Below are 12,853 nucleotides of genomic sequence, written 5' to 3' on the forward strand. Positions count from 1 at the left end.
CGAGCAGCCGATCCCCTGATCGATCCAGCGCACCACATAACCCAGGATGCCCTGACAATTATTATCCAGTTCGGCCTGGATCTCTGCGGCGCTCCAATCGGGTCTGTGGGCGACCGGAATCTCCAGCAGATCATCGCGATCCGCCATAGGCCTTGTTGCCAGTTCGCGCTGGCGTTCCGCCACATCCACCTGATGATAATGCAAAGCGTGAAGGGTGGCCGCCGTGGGCGATGGCACCCAGGCGGTATTTGCCCCCGCCATGGGATGAGCGATTTTGGCATCCAGCATATCCGCCATGCGATCGGGCATCGCCCACATGCCCTTGCCGATCTGGGCATGGCCGGGCAGGCCGCAAGCCAGCCCCACATCCACATTGCGATCCTCATAAGCCGTGAGCCACCGGCTGTCTTTCATCGCTGCCTTGGGGATCATCGGCCCTGCTTCCATCGATGTGTGGATTTCATCGCCGGTGCGATCCAAAAAGCCGGTATTGATGAAAAACACCCGATCCTTCACCGCCGCAATGCACGCCGCCAGATTGAGCGAGGTGCGGCGTTCCTCATCCATGATCCCGATTTTGATGGTGTTTTGAGGAAGATCGAATGCCTTTTCCACAAAGCTGAAAATCGCATCGCTGAAGGCCACCTCATCCGGGCCGTGCATCTTGGGCTTCACGATATAAATCGATCCCGCACGGCTATTGCGCAGCGGTCCTGTGCTCTTCAGATCATGAAGGGCGATGGCCACCGTCATCATGGCATCCAGAAGGCCCTCGAACACCTCATGCCCCTGCGCATCAAGAACCGCCGGGGTGGTCATCAGATGCCCTACATTGCGCACCAGCAAAAGGCTGCGGCCATGCAGATCAAGGCTGTCGCCATCGGGGGTATGATAATGGCGATCCGGCGCCATGGCCCGGGTCATTGTTTCCCCGCCCTTCTCGAAACGGGCAACCAGATCGCCTTTCATCAGCCCCAGCCAATTATCATAGGCGGCAACCTTGTCATCGGCATCCACAGCGGCCACCGAATCCTCGAAATCCATGATCGTGGTCAGGGCGGATTCGATGATGATATCGGCCACGCCTGCGGCATCGGTTTGGCCGATGGGATGATCGCGATCTATCAATATTTCCAGATGCAGACCATGATGGCGCAGAAGAATGGCCTCCGGGCGCGCTGCCTTGCCGCGATAGCCGGCAAAAAGCGGCGGCTGGGCCAGCGGGCTTGCCCAGCCATCCGACAAGGCCACCTGCAGGCGACCATCCTTGATGTCATAGGCCACCGCATCCTTGTGCGATCCTTGATCCAAAGGCGCCACCTGATCGAGCAGGGCCCGGCCATAAGCGATAACCCGATCACCCCTGATCCGATTATAGCCCGATCCTGCCGCCGCACCGCCATCATCGGGGATTGCATCGCTGCCATAAAGAGCATCATAAAGGCTGCCCCAACGGGCATTGGCGGCATTGAGCGCAAAGCGCGCATTCATCACCGGCACCACAAGCTGCGGCCCGGAAATGGCTGAAATTTCGAGATCCACCTCTTTGGTGGCGACCTTGAACGGCGCGGGATCGGGCTGCAGATAGCCGATATCGCGCAAGAAAGCCTTATAAGCGGCCTTATCAAACGGCTGGCCTTTATTGTTTTTGTGCCAATCATCGATCTGCTGCTGCAGATCATCGCGCCGCGCCAGCAGGGCCCGGTTTTGCGGCGACATTTCGGTGATCAATCTTTCCAAAGACGACCAGAAATGATCAGGGGCAAGGCCGGTGCCAGGCAAAACCCTTGCCGTAACAAGCTTTACCAGGGATGGGGCCACCGATAGCCCGCCGATCTTTTGTCTGTCTATGGTCATGATCCAAACCTTTCAAACCCCGTCGTTCGATCTGGCCGCCCCCATCAGGCGGTTTTTTGATCTGAACGAACGATCTACCCAAAATGCGAAGGGAGAGTTGCATATCCCGCCCACCCGGCGCAACGTGGGGGCTAAGAATTCTCTCATATGATGAGCAAAGCCATGCAAAAACGTGATTTTCTGAAAGCCTCAGCTTTGGCCATGATGGCCCCCATCCTTGCCCCGGTCTTGTCGCGATCCTTTGCCGCCCCCAAAAGCGCATGGGCGCAATCGGGCGCAAAAGGGGATTGGGGTGATTTGCCCGATCTGGCCGCCCGTGCCCGCCCGATCAGCGCATCGGATTATGCCGCCCGCATCAATAAAGCACAAAAGCTGATGCGCGATGCCGAGCTATCCGCTTTGGTTTTAGAGCCGGGATCGAGCCTTGTTTATTTCACCGGCCTCCATCTGTGGCGATCCGAACGCTTTCATGGCGCGGTGATCCCGGCGGATGGCGATATTGCCCTGATCAGCCCGGCTTTCGAGGAAGCGAGCCTGCGCGAAAAAATGGCGACAGACATTGATGTGCGGGTATGGGACGAGCATGAAAACCCCTTTCAACTGGTGCATGGAATTTTGCAGGATCGCAAGGCCCCCGCCGGGCCAATAGGGATCGAAGCCACCGTGCGCCATTTCATTGCCGATGGGATCAAAGGCAGCGGGCCGGAGCGCGGCATTGCCCCGGCCCACAGCGTGGTCACCGGCTGCCGAGCGATCAAATCAGCTGCCGAAATCGCCCTGATGCAGATCGCCAATGAAATCACTTTGGCCGCCTATCGTGCCACAGTGCCGCGCCTTGAAGCCGGGATGCAGCCTGCCGATTTCAGCCGCATGATGAATGAAGCGACAAAGGCCATGGGCGGCACGCCGCTCTTTTCCATGGCTTTGTTCGGACCGGCCAGCGCCTTTCCCCATGGATCATCGGCACCCCAGATTTTGGCGGATGGCGATATCGTTTTGATGGATTGCGGCTGTGCGGTGGAAGGCTATCAATCCGATATTTCCCGAACCATCGTGTTTGGCACCCCCAGCAAACGCCAAAGGCAAATCTGGGCGATCAAAAAAGAAGCACAATTGGCCGCCTTTGCCGCCGCCCGGCCCGGCGTGCCTTGTGAAAAGGTCGATGAAGCGGCCCGCGCCATCATCGAAAAGCACGGCTTTGGCCCCGGCTATGCAGTTCCCGGTCTGCCCCATCGCACCGGCCATGGGATCGGTTTGGATGGCCATGAAAGCCCCAATTTCGTGAAGGGGGAAAGCACCCTCATCGCCCCCGGCATGTGTTTTTCCGATGAACCGGGTATCTATATCCCCGGTGAATTCGGGGTGCGGCTGGAAGATTGCCTGTGGATCGGCGAAGATGGCCCCCATTGGTTCACCGAGCCCGCCGCTTCCATCGATAATCCCTTGAACCTATAGGATCAGGAGGGCACCGACCCTAGAGGTCGCTGATGCTGTTGACGATGGAGCGCGCTGCCCCCACCGGATCGCTGGCGCGGGTGATGGGCCGCCCCACGATGATCACGGTCGCGCCATTCTCGATGGCTTCTTTTGGCGTCATCACCCGCTTTTGATCATCGCTATCCGATCCCCGGGGGCGGATGCCGGGCACCACAAGCTTTAAATGCCGGCCTGCAACCGATCTGGTGGTGGAAATTTCATGGGGCGCACACACCACCCCATCCAGCCCCGATTTTTCCGCCAATCGGGCAAGGCGGGCCACCACTTTATGGGTCGATCCCTCGATCCCCAAAACATCGAGATCACCCGCATCGAGACTGGTGAGCACAGTGACCCCAACGATCCACGGCACCTTGATGCCAAGGCGGCTGGCTTCATCGGCGGCGGTATCGGCAGCCGCACGCATCATATCCGCGCCCCCTGCGGCATGAACGGTGAGAATGGCCGGATTGAGCCGCATCACCGAGCGCACCGCACCGGCCACGGTATTGGGAATATCGTGAAATTTCAGATCAATGAACAGCGGAATATCCCGCCGGGCGATTTCTTCCACCCCATGCGGGCCATGGGCACAGAAAAATTCCAGCCCCAGCTTGAATCCCCCCACCACATCCTTAAGGGAATCCGCCAGATGGATGGCCTGCGCCAGATCGCCAGTATCAAGGGCACAGAATAAAGGATTGGTAAAACGTTGCATATGAATTGCCCGACAAAAGATTTAAGGCCAAAGCCTTTTTGATGCTGATAAAACGCCCCCCGGCCTTTCAGACAGCGGAACGCCCAACGCCTGATGCCTTATTCTGAACCGGCGATGGTCGCGCTGCCCCCAAAGCCGAAGCGCGCTGAGATGATGCGGTGGATGAACGCGGGGCCTGAGCATGATCAATGGCCTCGAATTTCCGGCTGGTCTGCCCCGCCTCTCCATCTTCATTTTGCGCATCCAATCGCGCTTGGGCGGCATCGGCCCGGCGCTCGGCCTTTTTCAGCTTGCGCGACAAAACAAAGGATCGGCGAAAAGACAAGGCGAAGGCCAGAATCGCCCCCAGAAACATCCCGGCCAGAAACATCGCAAACAAGGGCAGGCGCAAAGCCAGATCAAAACCGGGCAGGCTCACCAGAACCGGTTGGCGATTGAAAAGCGCGAAAACGACCAACGCCGCCGCTGGCAGCACAAAAACGATCCAGCGCAGAAAAGAAGACATCAGCGTCCCTGTTTATGGTCGGGGTTTATGGAAGATAAAGGCCCCATCAACAGCGGCCCATCAGGCCCCATATTTGTCATTGAGCTGTTCGCGCAGATCTTTTCCGGCCTTGAAATAGGGCACATGCTTTTCTTCCACATCCACCGCTTCGCCGGTGCGGGGATTGCGCCCCACCCGCGATGGCCGGGATTTGACCGAAAAAGCCCCAAAGCCTCGTAATTCCACACGATCACCACGGCTCATGGCGGCGGTGATTTCCTCGAAAATCGTGCCGACGATCCGCTCCACATCGCGATGAAACAAATGCGGATTGGCCTCTGCCAGCTTATTGATGAGTTCGGATTTGATCATAAGGGAAGGATCCTTTCATCGAACCTTCTGAAAACCTGAGGATGGATCATAACCCCAAGCGGGCCTGATCCCCCTCAATCTTGCAAGGATGCTCCAGCGCCAGCACCGCATCCATCATAACACGGCGATGATAATAGGGCAGAAAATCTTGTGGGGCAAAATTTTATGAAAAAGATCATAGCAGCACCAAGCCGCGCATCCCGCCCCATGAATTGTCAATACCCATCCCGCTTTAAACATATAAGGCCGCACCGCCAAGGATGACGGAACGGCCTTTATTTTGCCGGGCGCTTGATCACAAGGGATCAGGCGTCGGTTTTGTCTTCTTTGGCCTTTTTCAAGGCCGCACCCAGAATATCCCCAAGGCTGGCACCGGAATCCGTGGAGCCATATTCCGCCACGGCGGCTTTTTCCTCGGCCACTTCAAGGGCCTTGATCGACAGATTCACGCGGCGTTGGCCACGATCAACATTGGTGACAAGGGCATCGACCTTATCGCCAACGGCAAAACGATCAGGACGCTGATCCCCGCGATCCCGGGCCAGATCAGAGCGACGAATGAAGGCGGTATAACCATCAGCGATGGAAACCTCGATCCCGCCATCATTGACTTCGGTCACCGTGCAGGTCACCACATCGCCTTTTTTGCGGCTGGCAACATCGGCAAAAGGATCACCGGAAAGCTGCTTCATGCCAAGGCTGATGCGTTCTTTTTCCACATCCACATCCAGCACTTTGGCTTTCACATGATCGCCCTTGTTGAATTTGGCAATGGCGTCTTCGCCCGTTCCTTCCCAATCGATATCCGACATATGCACCATGCCATCGACATCGAATTCAAGACCCACGAACAGACCGAATTCGGTGATGTTCTTGATCTCGCCTTCCACTTCGCTATCGGCGGGGAATTTTTCGGCAAAGGCTTCCCATGGATTTTCAAGGCATTGCTTCAGGCCCAGAGAAATGCGGCGCTTTTCAGGATCGACCTCAAGCACCATCACTTCCACTTCCTGGCTGGTGGAAACGATCTTGCCCGGATGAACATTCTTTTTCACCCATGACATTTCCGACACATGAACAAGCCCTTCAACACCGGCTTCAAGCTCAACGAAGGCACCGTAATCGGTGATATTGGTCACGGTTCCGGTGAATTTCGCACCCAGCGGATATTTCGCGTCGATGGCTTCCCATGGATCGGCTTCAAGCTGCTTCATGCCAAGGCTGATGCGCTGGCTATCCATATTCACCCGGATGATCTGCACCTTCACCGATTCGCCAATGGTGACAACATCCGACGGATGATTGACCCGCTTCCATGCCATATCGGTGACATGCAACAGGCCATCGATGCCGCCCAGATCAACGAAGGCACCATATTCGGTGACATTCTTGACCACGCCATCCACCACATCGCCTTCTTTCAGGCGATCAAGCAATTCAGCCCGCTGTTCGGCGCGGGTTTCTTCCAGAACGGCCCGGCGTGAAACAACGATATTGCCCCGGCGACGATCCATTTTCAAAATCTGGAAAGGCTGCGGGATATTCATCAGGGGCGTGACATCGCGCACCGGACGGATATCAACCTGGCTGCCGGGCAAAAAGGCCACAGCGCCGCTCAGATCAACGGTGAAGCCACCCTTGACCCGACCAAAGATAACGCCTTCCACATGCGTTTCTTTTTCATAAGCCGTTTCAAGATGGTTCCAGGATTCTTCGCGGCGGGCTTTGTCGCGGCTCAGAACCGCTTCGCCATTGGCGTTTTCAACACGCTCAACGAACACTTCAACCTGATCGCCAACGGAAATTTCGGCCGCCTTGCCGGGGGCTGCGAATTCGCGGAGGGGCACACGGCCTTCCGCCTTCAGCCCAACATCAATCACGGCAAGATCGCTTTCAATCGCCGTTACGGTGCCCCGGACAACCTGACCTTCAAACTGCGAGTCTTCCGACATCGTTTCGTTCAAAAGCGCTTCGAAGTCCGCCATTGAGGGCATTTGCATTTCTGTCATCTGTTTGGTTCGATACCGATTTTGAGGGAGCTTTTCATGCTGGCCGATCACATCTGGCCGCTTTCTTCCGGGGCTCCTTGACCGGCGACCATCGCCCGTCTTCTCTCCATCCCGGAAAGCCAATGGCCCCAAATAACATAAAGGGTGGCATCAAAGATGCGCGCCCCTCACCGCTTTATGGTGCCCTGGCTCATTTTCATGCGTTGTCTGCTCTCGATTTCCATGCAGGCACGCGCGAATGCGTCCTCTATATCCAATTCAGTGGTATCAAGCAAGACCGCGTCTTCAGCCCGGGTCAGGGGGGCCGTTGCGCGGGCCTGATCCCGTGCATCGCGTTCCTGTAAATCGGCCAGAACCGCCCCAAGGCTGGTTTTGACCCCCTTTTGGCGCAATTCTTCGAATCGCCTATGGGCGCGCACCGCATCGCTGGCAGTCACATAAAGCTTCACATCGGCATCGGGGCACACCACCGTGCCGATATCCCGACCATCAAGCACCGCCCCTTTTTGCGCAAATTGGCGCTGAAAGGCCAAAAGCGCCGTGCGCACATCGGGAATGGCCGCCACTTTCGAGGCTGCCGCCCCCGTGGCCTCATCGCGCAAAGCCGGATCATGAAGGGTGGCCACATCGAGATCCCGGGCCAGAACCGCCGCGCGGTGTTCATCGATTCTATCCCCGGATGCGGGGTTATCACGCAACAGCGCCAGCCCCACAGCGCGATAAAGCGAGCCGGTATCGAGATAGGCAAGGCCATAAAGCTGCGCCAGCCGCCGCCCCAAAGTGCCCTTGCCCGATGCCGCCGGTCCATCGATGGCAATGATCATGAAACCTCCGTGATCTTCATGCCCAGGCCATTCATCAGGCCCACAAAGCCCGGAAAGCTGGTGGTGATCGGTGCCGCATCATCAATGGCCAGGGGCGCAGCACAAACCGATCCCAGCACCAGGGCCGCCATGGCGATCCGATGATCAAGATGGGTTTGCACCCGCGCCCCGCCCGCCGGGCGCGCCCGCCCCGCATGGCCGCTGATGATCAGGCCATCGGGCAGTTCCTCAACCCCCACGCCCGCCGCCGAAAGCACGGCCGCCATCGCAGCGATTCGGTCGCTTTCCTTCACCCGCAATTCCTGAAGGCCGGTGAAGCGTGAAACCCCATCAGCCATCGCCGCCGCCACGAACAGCACCGGGAATTCATCGATCATCAGCGAAGCCAGAGCCGGATCGAGATCCACCGCCTTGAGATGATCCGGCCCCCGCATCAAAAGATCAGCCACCGGCTCGCCGCCCTCCATGCGTTCATTCTGGATGCTGACCGGCGCCCCCATCAGGGCCAGCGCATCCAGAATACCAGCGCGCAAGGGGTTGATCCCCACGCCTTCCAGATAAAGCTCCGATCCCGGATGGATCGCCGCCGCCACCAGCGGAAAGGCAGCCGATGAAATATCCCCCGGTACCGTAATATCAACCGGCTTTAATTCGATCTCGCCGGTGATGCGGATGATCCGTCCCGCCCCTTTTTCCTCGGTCTCGATCCCCGCACCCATGGCTTTCAGCATCCGCTCGCTATGATCGCGGGTGGCCTGCGCCTCGCAGATGGTGCTGGTGCCCGGGGCATTGAGCGCAGCCAGAATGATCGCCGATTTAACCTGCGCCGATGCCACCTTGGGCGCATGATCAATGGGCAGAGCTGTTCCTGTGCCCCGGATCAGCAAAGGCAGGCGGCCCCCATCGGCGGCATCGATCACAGCCCCCATCTGCGTTAAGGGATCGATCACCCGGCCCATCGGCCTTTTTCGCAAAGAGGCATCACCGCTCAGGATGGCGCGCACCGGCTGACTTGCCAGCATCCCCATCAAAAGCCGGGTCGAGGTGCCGGAATTGCCCATATCCAGCACATCATCAGGGCTTTTCAATCCCCCCACGCCCACGCCATCCACCAGCCAATCGCCGCCTGCCTTGGCGCTGCTATCACGGTGGATCGCCACCCCCATGGCCCGCAAGGCCGCGGCCGTGGCCCGCACATCTTCGCCTTCCAAAAGATTGATGATCCGTGTGCGCCCGATGGTCAAAGATCCCAGCATCAGGGCCCGGTGGGAAATCGATTTGTCGCCGGGAACGGTGCAACGACCCTCAATCCGCTCCGCAGGCGCAGATTGAAGGCCCCGATGCGGTTCTATATGATGCACAGCGACTTGCTCCATTTTATCCAAATTCACTTTTTTTGTTGACATTAGGGCCACTCTTTTCGATCTGACGCACTAGCTTTTGACAGAAGCGACCGAGCGTGGCAATCCATGGTGCCTGCACCCGCATCGGCATCAGGAACATCGAGAGGGGCGCACCGTCCCCCTTGACGAGGACCAAAGGAGTATTTTCGTGGCCAAACCCGAATGGGGAACCAAGCGTACATGTCCCAAATGCGGTACGCGCTTTTACGATCTGCAAAAAGACGATCCAGTCACTTGCATCGATTGCGGCAATGAATGGGCTCCTGAACCCATCCTCAAATCACGTCTCACCCATCAGCCGGAAGCGGCGAAAAAGGTTGTGAAGCCGGTTGTCGATGATGACGACTCGGATGATCTCGATCTCGATGATGATGACGATGATGATATCAAGATCGATGATGATGACGATATCACCGTTGAAGATGATGACGATGATGATGTCTCGGATGTCGTTGTCGGCCCCTTGAAAGACGAAGACTGAGCGGCCAGCCGTTCAACCTTTATCTGCTGTGGCAAGGTCGGCATGATCCCCTCTGGGGCGTGCCGGCCGATAAGCAAACAGACCGATCATAGGGGGCCAAAAGAGCCCCCATAAAACCGGGGCGGCGATTTTTATCACCCAAAGGCGATTTCCCCCTTGATCGCAACCGGCTTAGCCACTAAGTTCCGCCCCGCTCCTGCCCCCAAGCACGGAGCGGATCGCGCGCAGGGTAAAGCCTGTTGCAGCAAAATGGGGCCGTAGCTCAGTTGGGAGAGCGCTACAATGGCATTGTAGAGGTCAGGGGTTCGATTCCCCTCGGCTCCACCATTTTTTCAAAATACTGATCGCCTCGGATGATAGACTCTCTGGGGCTCCACCATTTCTCCGAAATGCTGATCGCCTCGGATGATAGACTCTTCGGGGCTCCACCACCAAATTCCGTCATCCCGGCCCCCGAGCCGGGCTCCATCTTTCACACGCACGAGCCCTACACGAGATGGATTCCGGGTCAAGCCCGGAATGACGAGGTTTATTTGACGCCACCAAATTCCGTCATCCCGCCTGCAACCATCATATCACAACTCCAATGCACAGGGTTCCCGGATCAAGTCCGAGACAGGCAAAGCCCCGGGAGACGAACAGGGGAAAACCTCGGCGACGAAGAGCCGAGAGAGCGAGCGAACATGCGGTGTTGCTTGTATCTCTATCTATGGCTGGTTAGATTGCGCAGGCAGGCCCGCGCGCCTTTTCGCCAAGACCGAGGATCATGACCAGCATCGCCGCACCCCTATCGGCTTCAACCAGCGCCGTACATCCAATGATTTTTGTTGATGGCGGTCAAAGCCTGCTGCCTTTGATCATCTTGTTCATTGCCACCTTATTCTGGATGGCTTTGGCCGTGTGGGCCATGCGCAAGCGCAGCCAAGCCTATGATCTTTATCAGCAATCCCAGCAAAAAGCCGCTTATTTCGAGGCCATGTTCAAGGCTGCGCCCTTTGGCACCTTATTGTGCGATCGGATCGGGGGCTGCACGCTCGATGGCAATGCGGCGATGCTTTTGGGGCTATCGGAGCAGGTGAAAAGCCTGCCCGATCTCTGCCCCCGCGATGGCGCGGGCGGGCTGACGGCGGATGCGCTCTCGATTTTAGAGCAGACATTGAACAGCCCCAGCACGGGCCTTGCCGCCGATCAGAGCGGTGCCATGCTCAACAGCCGCGATGGCCGCGTTTTAAAGCTGGTACGGGCCCGCGATTATCTGGACCCGGATCAACAGGATAAAACCCTGTTCTGGCTTGAAGATCATACCGAGGCCTGTGCGGAGGCGGAAGCCAGCGAACAGGCCCGGATGGCCGAGAAAACCGCCCTTAAAAGACTGCGAATGCTGATCGATATCGCCCCCTTTCCGATCTGGCTGCGGGATCGCAATCTGGATCTGGTGCTGGTCAATCAGGCCTATGTGGCCTCGGTCGAATATCCATCCGAACCGGCGGTGATCGCCGCCCAGATCGATCTGGTGGATAATGCCCTGACCGGATCATCACGGGAAAGCGCAAGGCGGGCGCTGGAAAGCGATGACCCGGTCGTTGAGCGCCATTTTGCCGTGATCGGGGGCGAGCGCCGGGCTTTATCCATCAGCCATCATAAAACCCAAGGGCTGATCGCGGGCTTTGCTGTCGATGTGACCGATGTTGAAGACAAGCGGGCGGAACTGGCCCGGGTCATCGAAGGCCATGCAGAAACCCTCAATGCGCTCTCAAGCCCGGTGGCGATTTTCGATCCCGATCAAAAGCTGCAATTTTTCAACAGTGCCTTTTCCCGGCTGTTTCGGCTCTCGGATGATTGGCTGCTGGATCGCCCCGATCATGCGAGCCTTCTGGAAGCCATGCGCGAAAAACGCCGCCTGCCCGAACAGGTGGATTTCCGGGCCTGGAAAACCGGACAGCTTGGGCTGCACCACAGCCTTACCCTTGCCGAAGAGCTCTGGCACCTGCCCGATGGCAGCACATTGCGGATGGTGGGCCAGCCCCATCCTTTGGGCGGGCTTTTATTGCTTTATGAAGATGTGACCGATCGGCTGGCTTTGGAAAGCAATTATAATGCCCTGATCGCCGTGCAAAGCGAAACGCTGGATAATCTGCATGAAGCGGTGGCGGTGTTTGGCAGCGATGGCCGCCTGAAGCTTTATAATCCCAATTATGCCGATTTATGGTCGCTGGATCGCGCCATGCTCGATCATCAGCCCCATTTTGGCGAGATTTTGGACGCCACCCGCACCTTGATGCATGACAAGGAAAGCTGGCCCACTTTGCGCAGTCGGCTTTTGAATCAGATCCAGGAGCGCGGCAGCCATTCCGGGCGCTGGCACCGGCCCGATGGCCGGGTGATCGATTATGCCGTTGTGCCCCTGCCCGATGGCCAGACTTTGGCCACCCATCTTGATGTTACCGATAGTTCGCTGATGGAACAGGCCCTGCGCGAACGCAATGAGGCGCTGGAAACCGCAGATCGCCTGAAATCCGAATTCGTCGCCAATATGTCTTATGAATTGCGTACGCCCCTGAATTCGATCATCGGCTTTACCGAAATGCTGATGAGCGAGCTGTTTGGTCCCCTGAAGGAAAAGCAGCGCGATTATCTGGGCTATGTGCTGACCGCTGCCGGTGATCTGCGTGATCTGATCGATGATATTCTGGATCTGGCGGTGATCGAAGCCGGTGAAATGACCCTTGATATCAAACATATGGAGGTGGTGGATCTGGTGGAGAACTGCATTGCCATCGCCCGCGAGCAGGCACGAAAAGCCCATATCAGCCTTGAAAGCAAGGTCGATCCCCAATGCGGCAATCTGGAAGGCGATCCAAGACGGCTGACCCAGGCCCTTTATAATTTATTGGGCAATGCCATAAAATATACACCACCGGGCGGCAGGGTGCAGATCATCGTCAAGCCTTATGGAGACGATCAACTCGAATTCGTCATCAGCGATAATGGCGCTGGCATCAGCAAGGACGATCAGCTCAAGGTGTTCAAGAAATTCAACACAGGCTCCGGGGTACAAAATCGCAAGGGCGTTGGCCTGGGCCTGTCGCTGGTCCAAAGCTTCATTGAATTGCATTGCGGCACGGTGGATCTGGTCTCAACCCCCAACAAAGGCACCACTGTTACCTGTCTCTTGCCCCGCGTTCAAACCGGGGACCGCACCGCCCCCATTACCCACTCTGTGCCCTGA

The 12,853-nt window shown here is 57.5% G+C and carries 10 protein-coding genes and 1 tRNA gene; 4 read left to right on the plus strand and 7 right to left on the minus strand.

What is annotated here, in order from left to right; all coding sequences use genetic code 11:
* Positions 1–1,857 (minus strand): malate synthase G (locus tag AQ1_RS02345; protein WP_042083758.1); only part of this gene is annotated, 1,857 nt, incomplete at its 3' end.
* A gap of 162 nt (positions 1,858–2,019) precedes the next feature.
* Between AQ1_RS02345 and AQ1_RS02350 the strand changes: the two genes are divergently transcribed.
* Positions 2,020–3,312: a M24 family metallopeptidase gene (locus tag AQ1_RS02350; protein ID WP_042083761.1), complete on the plus strand. Its 1,293-nt coding sequence runs from the start codon at positions 2,020–2,022 to the stop codon at positions 3,310–3,312.
* A gap of 19 nt (positions 3,313–3,331) precedes the next feature.
* Here the strand turns inward: AQ1_RS02350 and pyrF are convergent, their stop codons facing one another.
* The 6 genes from pyrF to aroA form a co-directional block, all read right to left on the minus strand.
* Positions 3,332–4,051, minus strand: coding sequence for an orotidine-5'-phosphate decarboxylase (gene pyrF, locus AQ1_RS02355; protein WP_042083764.1), 720 nt, complete (start codon positions 4,049–4,051; stop codon positions 3,332–3,334).
* 67 nt (positions 4,052–4,118) lie between these two features.
* Entirely contained in the window at positions 4,119–4,556 is a 438-nt protein-coding gene (locus AQ1_RS02360; RefSeq protein WP_042083766.1) for a lipopolysaccharide assembly protein LapA domain-containing protein, read from the minus strand.
* Positions 4,557–4,616: 60 nt separating this feature from the next.
* Entirely contained in the window at positions 4,617–4,907 is a 291-nt protein-coding gene (ihfB, locus tag AQ1_RS02365) for an integration host factor subunit beta (protein WP_042083768.1), read from the minus strand.
* 305 nt (positions 4,908–5,212) lie between these two features.
* The gene (gene rpsA / locus AQ1_RS02370; RefSeq protein ID WP_042083771.1) at positions 5,213–6,916 is read right to left on the minus strand and encodes a 30S ribosomal protein S1; all 1,704 of its coding nucleotides are present in this window, start codon (positions 6,914–6,916) and stop codon (positions 5,213–5,215) included.
* Positions 6,917–7,083: 167 nt separating this feature from the next.
* Positions 7,084–7,740, minus strand: coding sequence for a (d)CMP kinase (gene cmk, locus AQ1_RS02375; protein ID WP_042083773.1), 657 nt, complete (start codon positions 7,738–7,740; stop codon positions 7,084–7,086).
* Positions 7,737–9,146, minus strand: a complete 1,410-nt coding sequence (gene aroA / locus AQ1_RS02380) for a 3-phosphoshikimate 1-carboxyvinyltransferase (RefSeq protein WP_462686910.1) — start codon at positions 9,144–9,146, stop codon at positions 7,737–7,739. The genes cmk and aroA overlap by 4 nt, the downstream gene beginning before the upstream one ends.
* Positions 9,147–9,291: 145 nt before the next feature.
* Here aroA and AQ1_RS02385 point away from each other — a divergent pair, with 145 nt between their 5' ends.
* The 3 genes from AQ1_RS02385 to AQ1_RS02395 all read left to right on the plus strand — a co-directional run bounded on the left by AQ1_RS02385 (position 9,292) and on the right by AQ1_RS02395 (position 12,853).
* The gene (locus AQ1_RS02385; protein WP_042083776.1) at positions 9,292–9,624 is read left to right on the plus strand and encodes a TIGR02300 family protein; all 333 of its coding nucleotides are present in this window, start codon (positions 9,292–9,294) and stop codon (positions 9,622–9,624) included.
* Positions 9,625–9,875: 251 nt separating this feature from the next.
* A tRNA-Ala gene (locus AQ1_RS02390) sits at positions 9,876–9,951 on the plus strand.
* 439 nt (positions 9,952–10,390) lie between these two features.
* Entirely contained in the window at positions 10,391–12,853 is a 2,463-nt protein-coding gene (locus AQ1_RS02395) for a sensor histidine kinase (protein WP_081837019.1), read from the plus strand.

Source organism: Iodidimonas nitroreducens, from assembly GCA_000710935.1.
GTDB lineage: Bacteria > Pseudomonadota > Alphaproteobacteria > Sphingomonadales > Rhodothalassiaceae > Iodidimonas > Iodidimonas nitroreducens.